The 17,757-nt window shown below is 45.2% G+C and carries 19 protein-coding genes and 1 other annotated feature; all 19 genes read right to left on the reverse strand.

Annotated elements, in window-relative coordinates; genetic code table 11:
- Nucleotides 1-3,546, reverse strand: coding sequence for a DNA-directed RNA polymerase subunit beta (rpoB, locus tag PAENI_RS21180; protein WP_149646629.1), 3,546 nt, complete (start codon nucleotides 3,544-3,546; stop codon nucleotides 1-3).
- Between the two features lie 423 nt (nucleotides 3,547-3,969).
- The gene (locus tag PAENI_RS21185) at nucleotides 3,970-4,569 is read right to left on the reverse strand and encodes a class I SAM-dependent methyltransferase (RefSeq protein ID WP_042192184.1); all 600 of its coding nucleotides are present in this window, start codon (nucleotides 4,567-4,569) and stop codon (nucleotides 3,970-3,972) included.
- A gap of 208 nt (nucleotides 4,570-4,777) precedes the next feature.
- A complete protein-coding gene (gene rplL, locus PAENI_RS21190; protein WP_036680508.1) occupies nucleotides 4,778-5,137 on the reverse strand; it encodes a 50S ribosomal protein L7/L12 in 360 nt (119 codons plus the stop codon).
- Between the two features lie 66 nt (nucleotides 5,138-5,203).
- Nucleotides 5,204-5,707: a 50S ribosomal protein L10 gene (gene rplJ, locus PAENI_RS21195; protein WP_042192187.1), complete on the reverse strand. Its 504-nt coding sequence runs from the start codon at nucleotides 5,705-5,707 to the stop codon at nucleotides 5,204-5,206.
- A gap of 64 nt (nucleotides 5,708-5,771) precedes the next feature.
- Nucleotides 5,772-5,924 (reverse strand) — a sequence feature (ribosomal protein L10 leader region).
- A 67-nt stretch (nucleotides 5,925-5,991) separates the two neighbouring features.
- Nucleotides 5,992-6,684, reverse strand: coding sequence for a 50S ribosomal protein L1 (gene rplA, locus PAENI_RS21200; RefSeq protein ID WP_036680504.1), 693 nt, complete (start codon nucleotides 6,682-6,684; stop codon nucleotides 5,992-5,994).
- Nucleotides 6,685-6,766: 82 nt separating this feature from the next.
- The gene (gene rplK, locus PAENI_RS21205) at nucleotides 6,767-7,192 is read right to left on the reverse strand and encodes a 50S ribosomal protein L11 (protein WP_042131235.1); all 426 of its coding nucleotides are present in this window, start codon (nucleotides 7,190-7,192) and stop codon (nucleotides 6,767-6,769) included.
- A 75-nt stretch (nucleotides 7,193-7,267) separates the two neighbouring features.
- Nucleotides 7,268-7,801 (reverse strand): transcription termination/antitermination protein NusG, encoded by a 534-nt coding sequence (gene nusG / locus PAENI_RS21210; protein ID WP_036680499.1) that lies wholly within the window; start codon nucleotides 7,799-7,801, stop codon nucleotides 7,268-7,270.
- Between the two features lie 21 nt (nucleotides 7,802-7,822).
- Entirely contained in the window at nucleotides 7,823-8,014 is a 192-nt protein-coding gene (gene secE, locus PAENI_RS21215) for a preprotein translocase subunit SecE (protein ID WP_036680497.1), read from the reverse strand.
- A gap of 20 nt (nucleotides 8,015-8,034) precedes the next feature.
- Nucleotides 8,035-8,184, reverse strand: a complete 150-nt coding sequence (gene rpmG / locus PAENI_RS21220; protein WP_076099620.1) for a 50S ribosomal protein L33 — start codon at nucleotides 8,182-8,184, stop codon at nucleotides 8,035-8,037.
- A gap of 391 nt (nucleotides 8,185-8,575) precedes the next feature.
- A complete protein-coding gene (gene sigH, locus PAENI_RS21225) occupies nucleotides 8,576-9,220 on the reverse strand; it encodes an RNA polymerase sporulation sigma factor SigH (protein ID WP_036680496.1) in 645 nt (214 codons plus the stop codon).
- 158 nt (nucleotides 9,221-9,378) lie between these two features.
- Complete coding sequence (locus PAENI_RS21230; RefSeq protein WP_076286854.1) at nucleotides 9,379-9,900, reverse strand: NYN domain-containing protein; 522 nt, start codon at nucleotides 9,898-9,900, stop codon at nucleotides 9,379-9,381.
- 2 nt (nucleotides 9,901-9,902) lie between these two features.
- Nucleotides 9,903-10,667 (reverse strand): 23S rRNA (guanosine(2251)-2'-O)-methyltransferase RlmB, encoded by a 765-nt coding sequence (gene rlmB, locus PAENI_RS21235; protein ID WP_042131237.1) that lies wholly within the window; start codon nucleotides 10,665-10,667, stop codon nucleotides 9,903-9,905.
- Between the two features lie 37 nt (nucleotides 10,668-10,704).
- Nucleotides 10,705-11,139 carry a Mini-ribonuclease 3 gene (locus tag PAENI_RS21240; RefSeq protein WP_042192194.1) on the reverse strand — a complete coding sequence of 145 codons (435 nt, stop codon included), beginning with the start codon at nucleotides 11,137-11,139 and terminating at the stop codon, nucleotides 10,705-10,707.
- Nucleotides 11,136-12,545 carry a cysteine--tRNA ligase gene (cysS, locus tag PAENI_RS21245; RefSeq protein ID WP_076286855.1) on the reverse strand — a complete coding sequence of 470 codons (1,410 nt, stop codon included), beginning with the start codon at nucleotides 12,543-12,545 and terminating at the stop codon, nucleotides 11,136-11,138. Before cysS ends, PAENI_RS21240 begins: the two co-directional genes overlap by 4 nt.
- A gap of 49 nt (nucleotides 12,546-12,594) precedes the next feature.
- Nucleotides 12,595-13,287, reverse strand: a complete 693-nt coding sequence (cysE, locus tag PAENI_RS21250; RefSeq protein ID WP_042192199.1) for a serine O-acetyltransferase — start codon at nucleotides 13,285-13,287, stop codon at nucleotides 12,595-12,597.
- A gap of 511 nt (nucleotides 13,288-13,798) precedes the next feature.
- Complete coding sequence (gene gltX / locus PAENI_RS21255) at nucleotides 13,799-15,262, reverse strand: glutamate--tRNA ligase (protein WP_042192201.1); 1,464 nt, start codon at nucleotides 15,260-15,262, stop codon at nucleotides 13,799-13,801.
- A gap of 53 nt (nucleotides 15,263-15,315) precedes the next feature.
- Entirely contained in the window at nucleotides 15,316-15,804 is a 489-nt protein-coding gene (gene ispF, locus PAENI_RS21260; RefSeq protein WP_149646630.1) for a 2-C-methyl-D-erythritol 2,4-cyclodiphosphate synthase, read from the reverse strand.
- Nucleotides 15,801-16,499, reverse strand: coding sequence for a 2-C-methyl-D-erythritol 4-phosphate cytidylyltransferase (ispD, locus tag PAENI_RS21265; protein WP_042192206.1), 699 nt, complete (start codon nucleotides 16,497-16,499; stop codon nucleotides 15,801-15,803). Before ispD ends, ispF begins: the two co-directional genes overlap by 4 nt.
- 95 nt (nucleotides 16,500-16,594) lie before the next feature.
- Complete coding sequence (locus tag PAENI_RS21270) at nucleotides 16,595-17,683, reverse strand: PIN/TRAM domain-containing protein (protein WP_042131244.1); 1,089 nt, start codon at nucleotides 17,681-17,683, stop codon at nucleotides 16,595-16,597.
- Nucleotides 17,684-17,757: the final 74 nt, after the last annotated feature.

Genomic DNA, 17,757 nt, shown 5'->3' on the forward strand with positions numbered 1-17,757 from the left:
TTATTCTGCTCCGACTTCTGCGCCTTCTAAATTGAGGCTCAGCTTGTCGCCTGACGTCTCGTCCTCATCGTCCAATTCTCTCATTTCAATTTCCTGCTCGTCACCGCTAAGAATCTTAACATCCATACCCAGGGACTGCAGTTCTTTGATCAATACCTTGAACGACTCAGGAACACCTGGTTCCGGTACATTTTCACCTTTGACAATGGATTCGTACGTCTTCACGCGACCAACCACGTCATCGGATTTTACGGTCAAAATTTCTTGCAATGTATATGCAGCACCGTAAGCTTCAAGCGCCCACACTTCCATCTCCCCGAAACGCTGTCCACCAAACTGAGCTTTACCACCCAGTGGCTGTTGCGTAACTAGTGAGTAAGGTCCTGTTGAACGGGCGTGAATCTTATCATCAACCATGTGCGCCAGTTTGATCATATGCATGACGCCGACAGTAACTTCACGTTCGAAGCGTTCACCTGTACGACCATCGTACAATACAGTCTTACCATTACGCTGCATGCCAGCTTCTTCCATCGTATCAAATACGTCGTACTCACGTGCTCCGTCGAATACCGGCGTTGCAATGTGAATTCCCAGACGCAATGCGGCCATACCAATATGGACCTCAAGCACCTGTCCGATGTTCATACGAGAAGGAACGCCTAGAGGGTTAAGAACAACCTGTACTGGCGTACCGTCCGGAAGGAACGGCATATCTTCTTCTGGCAGGATACGAGCAACAACACCCTTGTTACCGTGACGTCCGGCCATTTTGTCACCTTCAGAAATCTTACGTTTCTGAGCGATGTACACACGAACCAATTGATTTACGCCAGGAGGCAGCTCATCGCCGTTCTCACGTGTAAATACTTTAACGTCAACGATAATACCATCACTACCGTGAGGAACGCGTAAAGAGGTATCCCGTACTTCACGAGCCTTCTCACCAAAGATAGCGTGTAGGAGACGCTCTTCTGCAGTCAATTCAGTTACACCCTTAGGAGTAACCTTACCAACTAGAATGTCACCAGCACTGATTTCCGCACCGATGCGGATAATTCCACGCTCATCAAGATTGCGCAGAGCTTCTTCGCCCACGTTTGGAATATCACGTGTGATTTCTTCAGGTCCCAGTTTAGTGTCACGAGCTTCGGATTCGTATTCCTCGATATGAATCGAAGTGTATACATCTTCCTTAACTAGCTTTTCACTTAACAGGATCGCATCCTCGTAGTTGTAACCTTCCCAAGTCATGAACGCAACGACTACGTTACGACCAAGAGCAAGTTCGCCCATTTCTGTAGAAGGACCGTCCGCCAGGATGTCACCCTTCTTAACAATATCCCCTCTTTTAGCTAGAGGACGTTGGTTAATACAGGTACCTTGGTTAGAACGCATAAATTTGTGTAATTTATATTTAACGATATCGCCTTTAATTTCTTTGCCTTCGACAGTTTCAACCCGGCGCAGCCAAATTTCATTAGCTGAAGAGCGTTCGATAATACCGTCATATTTAGAAACAACACATACGCCAGAATCCTTAGCGGATTTATGTTCCATCCCTGTTCCGACCAACGGAGCTTTAGGAATTAAAAGTGGAACGGCTTGACGCTGCATGTTAGATCCCATCAGAGCGCGGTTGGAGTCATCGTTCTCAAGGAACGGAATGAGCGCCGTAGCGACGGATACGACCTGTTTAGGCGAAACGTCCATGTAATCTACACGATTACTTGGCATTGTTGTAATGTTGTCAGAGTCTTTATTGTAACGAACGATTACCATGTCTTCCTTAAAGGAGCCATCTTCATCGATCAATACGTTAGCCTGAGCAACTACATAATTATCTTCCTCATCAGCAGTCAGATAATCGATTTGTTCAGTTACCTTACCTGTCTTTGGATCTACCCAACGATACGGAGCTTCAATAAAGCCGTATTCGTTGATACGAGCAAAGGTGGACAAGGAGTTGATCAATCCAATGTTCGGACCTTCCGGTGTTTCAATTGGACACATCCGGCCGTAGTGACTGTGATGGACGTCACGAACTTCAAAGCCCGCGCGTTCACGTGTCAAACCACCGGGTCCGAGTGCAGACAGACGACGTTTATGCGTAAGTTCCGCAAGTGGGTTCGTCTGGTCCATAAACTGAGACAGCTGGGAGCTACCGAAGAACTCTTTAATGGACGCGATAACCGGACGAATATTGATCAGAGCTTGAGGCGTAATTGCATTAGCATCCTGAATCGACATTCTTTCACGCACAACGCGCTCCATACGGGACAAACCGATACGGAACTGATTCTGCAGAAGTTCACCCACAGAACGCAGACGACGGTTACCCAGATGGTCAATATCATCGGTATTACCAATTCCGTGAAGCAAATTAATAAAGTAGCTGATCGAGGATATAATATCAGCTTGAGTAATGTGCTTAACAGACTTGTCGATGTTGCCGTTAGCGATCAGCTTAATAACCCGACCTTCTTCAATTGGCGAGAATACGTCAATCGTTTGAAGAGGAATATCTTCGCTGTCCATAACCCCACCAGTAACACGGTAGTTCTTAAAGGCAACATTCTTTTCGAAGTAAGGAATCAATTCATCAAGCAGTCTGCGATCGACCATTTGACCGGACTCAGCCAGGATTTCTCCTGTAGCTTCGTCAACCAAAGGCTGAGCAAGACGTTGATTGAAAAGACGGTTCTTAATGTGTAGCTTTTTATTGATTTTGTAACGGCCTACATTAGCTAGGTCGTAGCGTTTTGGATCAAAGAAACGCGCGACCAGCAAACTTTTGGCATTGTCTAGTGTCGGCGGTTCGCCCGGACGCAAACGCTCATAAATTTCAATAAGCGCCTTCTCCGTGGAGTCCGTGTTGTCTTTATCCAGCGTATTGCGAATATATTCATCATTGCCAAGCAATTCCAGAATTTCGGCATCACTACCGAAACCGAGAGCACGCAAAAGTACGGTAACAGGAATTTTACGAGTCCGATCGATACGAACATACATAATATCCTTAGCGTCGGTCTCAAGTTCCAACCAGGCTCCGCGGTTCGGGATTACTGTGGCGGTGTAGGTTTTTTTGCCGTTCTTATCCACTTTTGTGCTGAAATAGACGCTTGGAGAGCGAACCAACTGGCTGACAATAACCCGTTCCGCACCGTTAATAATAAAAGTGCCGGTCTCCGTCATCAGCGGGAAATCTCCCATGAACACTTCCTGCTCTTTGACCTCACCGGTCTCCTTATTAATGAGCCGCACCTTTACACGCAGAGGAGCCGCATACGTCACGTCCCGCTCTTTAGCGTCGTCAACCGTATATTTCGGTTCACCCAGGCTGTAATCAATGAACTCTAGTACCAAATTACCTGTGAAATCCTGGATCGGCGAGATGTCCTGAAACATTTCCCGCAATCCTTCCTCCAAAAACCAATCATAAGATTTTTGTTGGATCTCGATCAGGTTCGGGACCTCGAGTACCTCGTTAATTCTCGCATAGCTCCGCCGAGTGCGTCGACCATACTGAACAAGATGTCCTGCCAACTTTACTCACCCCTCATGTCTACTCACTTAAAAATTGATTGCGAACCCTTGTTTGGAACCGTATAATGGAACCATACTACAAGGATTCAGTCATAAATAAAAGAAAAGCCCTTATCGAAATCTTCGAAAAAAGAGCGCACTTATCCATGACCAAAATACTCCTTATCCAGTAGATTTGCCCAAAACGTACATATTATACGTCACCAAGCAACAGTTTATGCGCTATTATCTATTACCGCGTAACACTCGCTACGCCAGAGCATAGAGAACCAATTCGCAAAAAACTTGCCGTACGGCTTGCGCTAGCCGGCGACAATATATCGCTTGACATTTTCAGCAAACTAAAGACATGGAGCCTATCTTAATACTGACATTTTATAATAATACCATTATCACTATCACATGTCAATAACCTATTGATTTTTATTTTTGAGCTTTAATAATACGATAACCTTTATCTTTGCCCACTTCTTCTACATTTGAGAACAAGCTTTCAAGTTTAGCTACCGCTGATGGAGCGCCCTGCTTCTTCTGAATAACAATCCACAGAAATCCACCCTCATTTAAATGCTCATAAGCTTCTTCAAAAATCTGATGCACTACAGCTTTTCCTGCACGTATCGGAGGATTGGTAAGAATCACATCGAACTTTTGTTGTTCATTCAATGCGCCGAGCACATCGCTTTCCATTACCGTAACATTCCGGATTCCATTGTGCTGGGCATTTTCACGCGCAAGTTCTACCGCACGACTATTAATATCAATCATCGTAACTTGCCCTTTGGGGGCTAGGTATGCTGCACTTATACCTATCGGTCCATATCCGCAGCCCACATCAAGCACTGCCGAACCGTCCGGAATATCCATAGCTTCAATGAGAACTCGACTACCGTAATCGATGTCTCCTTTAGAGAACACACCCGCATCACTTGTGAAGCGAAAGCTTTTGCCTCTTAGAACGGTGTCGATGGTACGTCTGTCATGACGCACTTCCGGTTGCTGCGAATAATAATGTTGCGACATCTCTATCCTCCCTTTCCTTTATGTTAATAGTTTGTATTCACACAACCCTACTAACTCTATCAAGCATAAACGCCTCTGATGTCCTTATAAGGACGATAAGCGTTCAAGCGAGAAATATAAGAAAGTATAATGTGAAACTTATACTTTCTTATATTTTTATAAAATAAACCCCTTGAACAAGTTCAAGGGGTTTTCAGTATAGAAGGAATTACTTCACTTCTACAGCTGCGCCTGCTTCTTCCAATTTTGCTTTAGTAGCTTCGGCTTCGTCTTTGCTTACTTTTTCTTTGATTGCTTTTGGTGCGTTGTCTACAAGGTCTTTAGCTTCTTTCAAGCCAAGGCCTGTGATTTCGCGAACGATTTTGATAACGTTGATTTTGGAAGCGCCAGCGCCTGTCAAAATTACGTCAAATTCGGATTGCTCTTCAGCTACTGCTGCTACCGCACCGCCAGCTGCTACTGGAGCTGCTGCTGTTACGCCGAATTCTTCTTCAATTGCTTTAACCAGGTCGTTCAGTTCCAATACGCTCATGCCTTTAATTGCTTCCAAGATTGCTTCTTTACTCATGATTGAACCTCCATTTATAATTTAAATTTGTTTGTGGTATTGATTTATGCTGCAAGAGCCAAAGGCTTACGCGCTTTGTTCTTCTTTTTCAGCAACAGCTTTAACTGCAAGCGCGAAGTTGCGCATTGGAGCTTGAAGTACGCTAAGCAGCATGGACAGCAAACCATCGCGGGATGGAAGCTCAGCCAGTGCTTTCAATTGGTCCGCGTCGATGACACGTCCTTCTACTACGCCGCCTTTCAATTTCAAAGCGTCGTTTTTCTTGGCGAAATCGTTCAAAATTTTAGCTGGAGCTACTGCATCAGTTGTGCTGAATGCGATAGCTGTTGGACCAGTCAAAACTTCATCCAACTCAGTCAACTCAGCCGCAGCAGTTGCGCGACGTAGCAATGTGTTCTTCAGGACTTGAAACTCAACGCCAGCTTCACGAAGTTGCTTACGCAGTTCAGTCACTTGGGAAACGTTCAATCCACGGTAGTCCGCTACAACAGTCGAAAGACTGTTTTGCAGTTTCGCAGTAACAACGTCAACCGCATCCTGTTTTGCTTGAATTACTTTTGCATTTGCCAATGTATACACCTCCTGAAAATTTATGTGTCGGCGTCCTTTCCAAGGAAAGCATCACCGCTCCTACGCAGGCATTAGAAAAGCCTCCGCAGAATCACGAAGGCTTGATAAAACGAAAGTTATACGAGCGAGCTCGTTACTTCTTGTTTCTATCACAACACCTCGGTAGGGAATTAAGCACTAAGGCACCTACTGTCTACGGTAAGCATATTCAAGGTTAAGATTGATACCTTAAGTTTCACAACTGTTATAGATTATCAAAATTGACTCAAAGAGTCAACCCTTATTTATCTGAAGACGGTTGTGTTCACACGAGCGCTAGGACCCATTGTGGAAGAAATCGAGATGCCTTTAAGGTATACACCTTTAGCAGCAGCTGGTTTCGCACGGTTCAAAGCGTCGATAAGAGCTTTAAGGTTATCGTTCAATTGTGCAGCATCAAAGGACACTTTGCCGATTGGCGCGTGAATTTGACCTGCTTTGTCAAGACGATATTCGATTTTACCGGCTTTGATTTCTTGCACAGCCTTGGAAACATCGAATGTAACTGTGCCAGCTTTAGGGTTAGGCATAAGACCTTTACCACCAAGCAGACGACCCAGTTTACCGACTTCACTCATCATATCAGGTGTAGCTACGCAGACATCAAATTCAAACCAGCCTTGTTGAATTTTGTTGATCATGTCTTGATCACCAACAAAATCCGCGCCAGCAGCTTCTGCCTCTTTCGCTTTTTCACCTTTTGCAAATACAAGCACGCGTTGTGTTTTACCAGTGCCGTGAGGCAGGACAACAACACCACGAACTGCTTGGTCTTGTTTACGCGGGTCTACACCCAGACGAACTGCTGCTTCAACGGTTTCGTCGAATTTTGCAGTCGCTGCCTTTTTCACAAGCTCTACAGCTTCTGAAGGCTCGTAAGTTGCTTCGCTGTTGATCAGCTTAGCAGCTTCTTGGTATTTCTTACCATGTTTAGCCATGAAAATGTTCCTCCTTTGTGGTGTTAGCGGAAATTCCTCCCACATACTTGCGGGTCACGAATGACCGATTCTTCGAAAACTACTAGTCTTCGATTGTGATCCCCATACTGCGAGCAGTACCTTCAACCATACGCATTGCAGCTTCTACAGATGCAGCGTTAAGGTCTGGCATTTTTGTTTCAGCAATTTCACGAACCGCAGCGCGGCCGATTTTTGCTACTTTTTTCTTGTTTGGTTCGCCGGATCCTTTTTCTACTTTAGCAGCGATGCGAAGCAGAACAGCAGCCGGAGGAGTTTTAGTGATGAACGTAAAGGAACGGTCTTCAAATACTGTAATTTCAACCGGAATGATCAAGCCAGCCTGGTCGGCAGTACGAGCATTAAATTCCTTACAGAATGCCATGATGTTGACACCTGCTTGACCTAACGCCGGACCTACTGGAGGCGCTGGATTCGCTTTCCCTGCAGGAATCTGCAGTTTCACCATTTTAATAACTTTTTTAGCCATGAGTGACACCTCCTTGCAAAAATAGTGGTCTTCGAACGCCATTGGCGCTCTCCCACAAGAAACCCTTAGCTTATGTTATATTTTCTCCACTTGAGTGAAATCCAACTCTAGCGGGGTTTCCCGTCCAAACATGTTCACATGCACTTTGATCTTGCTCTTGTCAGCCAAAATTTCTTCCACGGATCCCACAAAATTCGCAAACGGACCAACCATAATACGTACGGATTCCTTGATTTCGAAATCAATCTTCGCTTTAGGTTCAACCATGCCCATATGCTTCAGAATTTGTTCTACCTCTTCCGGAAGCAAAGCTGTTGGTTTAGACCCTGAGCCTGTCGAACCAACAAATCCAGTAACGCCCGGAGTATTGCGGACAACATACCAGGAATCATCAGTCTGAACCATTTCCACCAAAACATAACCCGGGTAAACTTTACGCATAACGGTTTTTTTCTTACCGTCTTTGTTTACGATTTCTTCTTCCATAGGAACAAGAACGCGGAATATTTTGTCTTCCATGCCCATGGACTCAACGCGCTTTTCCAAATTGGCTTTGACCTTATTCTCATACCCAGAATAGGTATGAACGACATACCATCTTTTTTCCATATCAAGCCACCTGGGACCTCTCTAAATAATCGCTTCAATCACAGCGGAAATACCGATGTCCAGAACCCAGAAGTAAATAGCGACAACTACAATTGTACCGAGAACGATCAATGTATAGTTGGTCAATTCTTTACGACTTGGCCAGCGAACTTTTTTGAGTTCACTCCAGCTCTCAGTGAAAAAGGAAAACATAGACTTGAAACTACGTTTCATGCCGACTACACCTCCACAGACTATCTGGTTTCGCGATGAGGAGTTTGCGAGTTACAATACTTGCAAAATTTCTTCATCTCCATGCGGTCGGGGTGATTTCGCTTGTTTTTGGTAGTCGCATAGTTTCTTTGTTTGCAACTTGTACAAGCCAAAGTGATAATTACCCGCATGATGTGCACCTCCCGAGACGTCCTTCTAACAATACAATTAGAAGACGTAAATATTGATCCTAAAAAAAGCCGCGAATTTAGGCCTACCTAAAACACTTTAGCATAATGTCAAGGTCTGTGTCAACGAAAGAATTCCGTTCTGCACTGGGTAATTTCGGGTGTTATAGTCATATGGCCGTACCCTGTCCTTGGGTCTATCTCTTCCTCACACTTCGCTGTCTTCCTTATCATTATGGGGCATTCCGACTGTGTATAAACCTACCCTCAACGGCAACAACTAAAATCGACTCAAATAGAAATTTATGGTGTTAGCTCCTAATTCTATCTAAGCAATTTCATGAGACTAAAAAAAAGAACTCGATGTACGAGCCCTCTTGTGTTCATTATATCATTAATTGTCACGCACTTCTAGATATCTTTCTAATTTCCGCTTTACTCGTTGTAAAGCGTTGTCAATAGATTTCACATGCCGTTTCAGATCTTCAGCAATTTCCTGATAAGATCGTCCGTCTAAATACAACATCAGAACCTTACGCTCTAGGTCACTTAAAATCTCCGCCATCTTATCTTCAAGTCCAATGAATTCTTCTTGATTGATAATTAGCTCTTCTGGATCTAGTACCTGAGTTCCACAAATGACATCCATAAGCGTCCGGTCGGAATCTTCATCATAAATGGGCTTATCCAAAGAAACATAAGAATTGAGCGGAATATGCTTCTGACGCGTGGCCGTCTTAATAGCAGTTATAATCTGACGTGTTATGCAGAGCTCAGCAAAAGCCTTGAATGAAGAGAGCTTGTCACCTTTAAAGTCACGAATAGCCTTATAGAGACCAATCATTCCTTCTTGAACAATATCTTCACGATCTGCCCCGATCAAGAAATAAGAGCGGGCTTTAGCACGTACAAAATTACGGTATTTATTAATTAAGTGTTCCAATGCGCCACTGTCGCCACCACGGAAAGCCTCGACAATATCTTCATCACTTATGAAATCATACTCGGATAGCATTATTTCCTTGAGGTCGACACTCACCAAGAATCCCCCCGGCTGCAACGCAAGACACATCGTTACTTCGCGAAATATAGGATCAGTATATATTATGTTACCTTACACCGTCAACCGGATTTGTCCAAAAACAATCTGGAATAGCATAAAATGGAATAAAAATATTACCTAAATCTTTCCTCTTATCACTGCCTACGCCAATTTTCCAGTTTACTCCGCACATCAGGAGGCAGTTTGTCTTCCAAAGAATGACGTGTAGAACTGATACTTCCCGGTTCGATAGCTTTTTTCACTTGTTTCTGGTTCTCTTCAATTTCTAGGTGCAATTCTCTTGCAGAAATCCGCAGTGCACCTTGGGCGAAAATAATATGTTGCTCCACAAAGTCACTTGTTGCAACATAGATCTGCCGACGTCGGTTGCTAAATTCTCCAACCAATCGCTCGATGCATTCATCTGCGGTTTCTTTTTCCTTGGTGAAAAACACCTGGACTTTGCCCTGGACAAATGACCGACCCAATCCTGGAACGCGGTATGCATCAAACACAGCAATAACTCGTCGTCCTGAGTAAGCCTGGTAATCAGCCAGCAAATCCATCAAGCGGTCGCGTGCTTCCTGCATACCAATCTGGGACAGTGCCGCTAGTTCCGGCCAGCCACCGATCATATTGTACCCGTCCACAAGCAGCACATCGCGCCAGTCGGCCATAGTTATCCCTGCTGTTGCCGAAGGCGTACCACTTCATACATAATGACTCCTGCGGCGACAGAGGCATTTAATGAATTGATCTTTCCGGCCATCGGCAGCTTAAGTAATACATCACATTTTTCACGAATCAGGCGTCCCATCCCTTTATTCTCATTACCGATTACAACAGCTACCGGTCCTGTGAAAATATTGGATCCAAACAGATTCTGATCTGTATCCACATCCGTACCTACTACCCAGACTCCCTGCTCTTTCAGACGATCAATGGTCTGACCTAGGTTAGTGACCCGCGCAACCGGAACATATTCCACGGCACCCGCAGATGTTTTGGAGACGGTAGCAGTAATCTGAGCCGAACGACGTTTAGGTACGATTACTCCATGCACTCCAGTACAATCTGCTGTCCGCAGAATGGACCCCAGATTATGAGGATCTTCGATCTCATCCAGCAAAATCAAGAATGCAGGCTCTCCTTTGGCTTCAGCTGCAGCCAGCAGATCATCTACCTCGACATAGGCAAAAGGTGCGGCTTGAGCAACTACCCCCTGATGTTGAACTCCAGGAGCAAGTTGATCCAGCTTACGCTTGTCCACATGCTGAATGACAATCCCCGCTTTACGTGCTTCAGCGACGATTGGTGCGGTCAGATGCTTCTGAGCCGTTTCTGCAATCCATATTTTATTTAATGTACGACCCGCACGAAGCGCCTCAAGCACTGAATGCTTCCCGGCCAATATTTCCTCTTCTGTCTTCAAATCTTCTTCCATGTTCACTTCTCCTATTCTCTATTTCGCAAAAGCCTTTTCACGGCTGTTTCAACATAAACTGTATGCCACTGTTCACAATTTCTTGTATTCTCTCCTGTTGACCTGTGTAGTATAAGTAACCTATCAGACACTCAAAAGCAGTAGCATGACGGTATTCAAGCACATCTGCATTCTTAGGAATACTTCCCGATTTAGCATTTCTCCCCTGACGGGCGACATCTTTTTCCTCTTCTGTGAGACTTGGCTCCAAAAATCCAAGAATTGCACTCTGCGCCTTAGCGGATACAAGTCCTGTAGCAGAGCGATGCAAATGGTTTGGGCGCAAATTCGGAAGAGATACTAAATACTGGCGAACTGACACTTCGTAAATGGCATCTCCTACATAGGCAAGCACAATTGGCGAGAGGAGTCGCGCAGGTTTGGAAGGCTCGTAAGGAAACCACCCGTTCTGAAACTTGCGTTCCTCACTCATTTCCGCCGCCACCGCATTCCTTGCGGAGTATCCTCAAGCAATATGCCCAAGCGACCTAATTCATCACGAATCTCATCAGACCGGCTCCAATTCTTATTTTTACGCGCTTCAACCCGCTCCGCGATCAATCGTTCAACTTCTTCACTCGCGATCTCTTCTTCCTCATGCTCAGGTGTCAAACGCAGCACAGCATTCATTTCCCCAAAAGCTTGCAGCAACGCAGCAAAATCAGCAGGGGCTGCTTCACTATTCGCAAGGGTATGGTTTGCAAGACTCACCCAATCAAACATAGCCGTAATCGCATCAGGGGTATTAAAGTCATCCTGCATTCTAGCATGAAAATTGGCCACAATAGCAGATAACTTATCATTAATCTCTAAGCTGACCTCACCCTGAGCACCTTCAGCAGCAAGTTCAAGACGATGCTTAACGTTACTTTCTGCAAGTGAGATACGTTCTACGCTCTTTTCAGCTGAAGTCATTGAATCCACCGAGAAGTTCAACGGATTACGATAATGGGTCGATAGCATGAAATAACGAATAGTCCCAGCTTTAAATTGCCCACGGATATCTTTCACAAGCCAACCGTTACCCAATGATTTCGACATTTTTTCATCACCGATGTTGATAAATCCATTATGCATCCAGTAATTAGAGAGTGGCTTACCCGTCAGAGCTTCTGTCTGAGCGCATTCGCATTCATGATGCGGGAACTGCAAATCTTGTCCACCCCCGTGGATGTCCATCGTATCCCCCAAGAACTCTCTTGCCATGGCCGAGCATTCAATATGCCAGCCTGGGCGTCCATTTCCCCACGGGCTCTGCCAGTACACTTCACCTGGTTTTGCTGCTTTCCACAGCACAAAGTCCTCAGGTTTCTCTTTCCGTGAGTCTACCTCTACGCGAATACCAAACTGTAATTCATCTAGATTCTGACGGGACAGCTTACCATAGTCTTCAAATTTGGAAGTACGGTAGTATACATCGCCACCACTCTCGTAGGCATACCCTTTTTCCTCGAGCTCTTTAATGAATTCAATGATCAGCTCCATGCTTTCTGTTACCCGCGGATTCAATGTTGCCGGTTTTACTCCAAGCCCTTCAAGATCCTCACGATAAGCATTAATAAAAATCTCAGCAACCTCTGCTACTGAAGTGTTCATTTCTTCTGCTTTGCGTATCAGTTTATCATCTACATCTGTGAAGTTCGTAACATACCGTACCTCATTGCCGAGTTGCTCCAAATAATTCCGGACCATATCAAAGACAATAATAGGTCTAGCATTTCCGATATGCATATATCCATAAACGGTTGGACCACATACATACATTTTCACTTTTCCCGACTCTTGGGGCACAAACTGCTCCTTGCTGCGTGTCATTGTGTTGTAAATTTGTAAAGCCATCCTATTCCAACCCTTTCTGTTGTCCCGATTCCTTAAGTACCGGATATGCTTAAATTTCGTAATCACCAATGTACTGCTGAGTTTCGACTAGCCGCTGCGCGGTCTTTTGCTTATCTTCTTCGCCAAGCTTCTCTCTGATCTCTTCGATCTCTTTTTGCAGAAAGCGAAGTGAATCTACAAGCGGGTCTGGCATCTTGGTATGATCCAAGCGATCGGATACACGTTCACCGTTACGTTTTACTACACGGCCCGGATTTCCTACTACTGTACTGTTATTTGGAACTTCACGCAGCACAACCGCATTCGAACCTATATTTGAATTGTCGCCGATACGAAACGATCCTAATACCTTCGCACCAGAACCAATAACTACATTGTTGCCAACTGTGGGATGGCGCTTACCTTTTTCTTTCCCTGTCCCCCCAAGTGTAACACCTTGATAGATAATAACATCATCACCGATTTCACAGGTTTCCCCAATAACAATCCCCATACCATGGTCGATAAATAGCCTATTTCCGATGACAGCTCCGGGATGGATTTCAACACCGGTCATAAATCTACTAAACTGTGAGACCATACGGGCCATTGTATACCAGCGGCGTTTGAAAAAAGAATGGGCAATCCGGTGACCCCAAATGGCGTGCAACCCTGCATATGTGAAGACAACCTCGAACCAGCTGCGGGCAGCGGGATCGTTATCAAATACCGCCCGAATGTCCGACTTAATATGCTTAAACATCACGGTTCCTCTCTTCTTGACTCCCCCATCTCCTGTTTACAGGTACACAAGGAAGGTATTGTCTCCAATCCATCATTCTTATCATACATATGCTGAGGGTGTTTGCTTGGTTTGTTATATTAGAAAAGATACCCTGAAACAAAAAAAGCCCCTGCAGCATAAAGCTGCAGAGACGTTTAACCGCGGTTCCACTCTGCTTGAACGAATCAAACAGACTGCTGTTGTTACCATCGGCAGAGTTCCTTCGTTCCACTTGGCATCATTAACGGCGATGTACCCGGCGCGATCTAACGAGCCTTTAGGATCGTTCAACCGTGCAGCTCACAGGCGCATGTTCTGCCCCGGACAAATGAATAACTCCCAGCCCGAAAGGGTATCCCTTTCTCGGTTATTCTCTCTGGCAATTGCCTTTATGGACGTACTTCTCCTGATCACAGCTATTATCATATGGTTCTATCTTAGCGTAAAAGATAAGGGACTGACAAGAGGCTTAATGATAAGTAATACTATCTTAAGCTCCTTTAATTTGTGATTTCAAACGTTCGATGACACGGTTTTGGCCGAGCAAAGCAATCGTTATATTAAGATCACGTCCGTGCGTTTGTCCGGTCAAAGCCACACGTATCGGCATAAAGAGCGCTTTGCCTTTGTGCCCTGTTTCTTTCTGCACTTCCTTGATCAGTACAGCCATATTACTAGCACTGAAATCCTGACAAGCTTCAACCTTAGCTAGGAAAGCAGACAAGACTTCAGGCACTTGGCTTTCCGCCAGAACCTGCGCCGCTTCTGTTTCTAACTCCAGATGGCTGCGGAAGAATAGTTCAGATAGCTCTACGATATCGGAGGCAGAGTTCATCTGCTCTTGATACAGTGCTACAAGGCTTTCTGCCCATGCCTGCTGCTCATCATTCAGCTCAGCCGGTATTTTCCCCGCTTTTTGCAGATGTGGAATCGCTAATGCCGAGATCCGTTTAGGATCAGCATGCTTAATATAGTGATTATTTAGATGCGCCAGCTTGTGCTTATCGAATACAGCCGGACTTTTGGACAAACGGTCCGCATCAAAAATAGAAATAAGTTCTTCTTTACTGAAGATCTCCTCTTCTCCCTCTGGCGACCAGCCCAGTAGAGAAATGAAGTTAACCAATGCCTCAGGCAAGTAACCCAATTCATCATATTGCTCAATAAATGTAATTACAGATTGATCCCGCTTGCTAAGCTTCTTATGGTTGTCACCGACAATCAGTGTCATATGACCAAATATTGGGGGGTTCCAACCAAGAGCCTCATAGATCATAAGCTGACGTGGTGTGTTGGAAATATGATCTTCCCCACGTAGTACATGGGTGATAGCCATCAAATAATCATCAACAGCTACCGCAAAGTTATAGGTCGGAATTCCGTCCTTCTTCACGATAACAAAATCACCCATTTCTTTCGTATCAAAAGAAATAGTACCTTTTACGATATCATCGAACGTGTACGTACGATCTTCTGGTACACGGAAGCGAATGCTAGCTACTCGTCCCTCAGCTTCAAAGGCAAGGCGTTGTTCTTCCGTCAAATCACGGTGTTTGCCGGAATAACGAGGGGTTTCTCCACGTGCAGTCTGTTCTTCACGTTCTGCTTCCAGTTCTTCCTCTGTGCAGTAGCAGCGGTAAGCCAAACCTTTGTCCAGCAAATCCTGCCAATATACACGATATAGGTCAAGACGTTCAGTCTGGCGGTAAGGTCCGTACTCTCCGCCAACATCAACACTCTCATCCCAATCCATGCCTAGCCATTTCAAATACTTAAGCTGGCTCTCTTCGCCGCCTGCGACATTGCGCTTCACGTCTGTATCTTCAATTCTGATAATGAATTTACCGCCTTTATTACGGGCGAACAGATAGTTAAACAGCGCCGTTCTGGCGTTACCTATATGTAAATGTCCCGTAGGGCTCGGTGCGTAACGCACCCGGACTTGATCCGTCATTATATTCCCTCCGCTTCATATGGTTAAAACTTAGATTTGCTACTTAGACCATCTCAAGATGATATCACATCTTGGAGTAGACAGACAATAGATTGTGCGGCAATTCCTTCACCACGACCGGCAAAACCAAGCTGTTCAGTAGTCGTAGCTTTAACGTTCACCTTGGACGGGTCCGCGTGAAGCGCACGAGCGATAATCTCCGTCATTTGTGGAATGTATGGCGCCATCTTTGGTTTTTGGGCAATAATCGTTGAATCGATATTTCCAAGCTTATAACCTCGCTCGCTAGCAAGTGCCCACACTTGTTCTAATAATTTCAAGCTATCCGCGTCCTTAAACGCTGGATCTGTGTCCGGAAAATGTCTGCCAATATCACCAAGTCCTAGTGCGCCTAGAATCGCGTCACTTACTGCGTGCAGCAGCACATCGGCATCGGAATGTCCTATTAATCCTTTTTCATAAGGAATCGTAACGCCTCCAATAATACAAGGCCTTCCCTCAACCAGTTGATGTACATCAAATCCTTGTCCTACAGCGATCATGATTGTCCCTCTCCCCTGTTTCTTTCTGTGAATTCCGCAAAATCCAAATCATCTGGCGTCGTAATCTTGATATTTCTGTAGCTTCCCTCTACCACAGAAACCGGAATACCAGCACGCTCTGCCAAGCTGGAATCATCAGTACCTAAAAATCCATCCCGCTCCGCGGCCGCATAGGCATCCAGTAATTCAGAAAGACGAAAAGTCTGCGGGGTTTGAATCGCCCACAGACTTCGCCGATCCGGCGTAGACAGTACTTTGCCTTCGTTATCTACCTGTTTGATCGTATCTTTGACTGGTACAGCAAGAACTGAAGCACCGATCTGCTTCGCTCGCTCATAACATGCCTCAATTTCATTCGGCTGCACAAACGGACGAACACCATCATGTACCATTACCCACTGTGTCGTAAGTTTCAACAATCCTTTATGTACGGAATGCTGACGCTCAGATCCTCCAGGCACTATAGCCTTAACCTTGTCCAGCTTATAGAGCTGTATCCATTCCCGGCAGCGCTCAATATCTTCCTTACCGGTTACGAGCACGATTTCAGAAATCAATTCGTGCTGCTGAAATACTTCCAGCGTATGAACGATGATTGGTTTCCCCTGCAGTAACAGATATTGCTTGCTCTCTACAGTCCCCATTCGCGTTCCTCTGCCTGCCGCCACAATGACGACGCCCACACTGTTTGACATTACTCAGGCTCCTGTCTTTCACGTATATTCCCATCATAACGTGTTTGGCGGGCATTTCCAACCCATAGGACATTTGCCGTGTACTTTATCTACGCTTATTGTGCTTTTTCCAAGAGCTTTGGCTTCGCAAATATCATCCGTCCAGCTGAGGTTTGAAGCACACTCGTGACGAGAACCTCCATCGTAGTTCCGATATATTCCCGTCCGCCTTCCACAACGATCATTGTTCCATCGTCTAAATAGGCTACGCCTTGTCCATGCTCTTTGCCATCCTTAATGACCTGAACTACGATTTCCTCACCAGGCAACACTACGGGCTTCACGGCATTCGCAAGATCATTAATATTCAGGACTGAGACTCCTTGTAATTCGCAAACCTTATTCAAGTTAAAGTCATTGGTAACTACTTTACCTCGCAGTACCTTCGCTAACTTTACCAGCTTACTATCCACCTCAGAGATTTCTTCAAAATCTCCCTCGTAGATTAATACCTTCACATCGAGCTCTTTTTGGATTTTATTGAGAATATCAAGTCCCCGCCGTCCGCGATTACGTTTCAGTAGATCGGAAGAATCTGCGATATGCTGGAGCTCCTCAAGTACGAATTCCGGTATGACAATCGTTCCCTCAATAAATCCAGTTTTGCAAATGTCGGCGATCCGACCATCAATAATAACGCTCGTATCGAGGATTTTATGCTCCTCCAGGCCACGACCTTCCGGTTCAGCCGCTTGCCCCCAGCGTCCAGTTGTCCAAAGTGCAGCTAGTTCCTCTTTTTTCTCCAGACCGATCCGCAGCCCCATATATCCAAAAGCTAACGTAACGGGTACCTGCAGCAACTGCCCAGCTTTTCCAAGCCAAATCATAGCAGGATATAACAGAAGAGATAGCAAAAGCCCTCCTGTAAGCCCAGCTGCACCTGCAGCCAATTCATTCATTGGTATACGCGAACAGTACAGAACCGCCTCCCGCAGTTTTGAACCTCCCCATTCCGCGCATAAAGACCCCGCAAACAAAAAAATAATGGCACCCAGCACCGTAAATAAAATGCTTCCCTCTACAGGTAAACTTTCACTCAGCTTTTCCATCCCCTTGGGGAATCCTCTTTCAAGCGCATGGTATAGCGAAAAACCAGACCAAGCACCACATATTAAAGCAAAAGACAATATCACTTTTTTCCACATAACCTAACGCACCTCCTTTTTATTCATCCTTGAATGATCTATACCTCACCAGTATGTTCCAATTTTCAAGACGA

This window comes from Paenibacillus sp. B2(2019) (assembly GCF_008370385.1).
In the GTDB taxonomy this organism is placed as follows: Bacteria; Bacillota; Bacilli; order Paenibacillales; family Paenibacillaceae; genus Paenibacillus_AQ.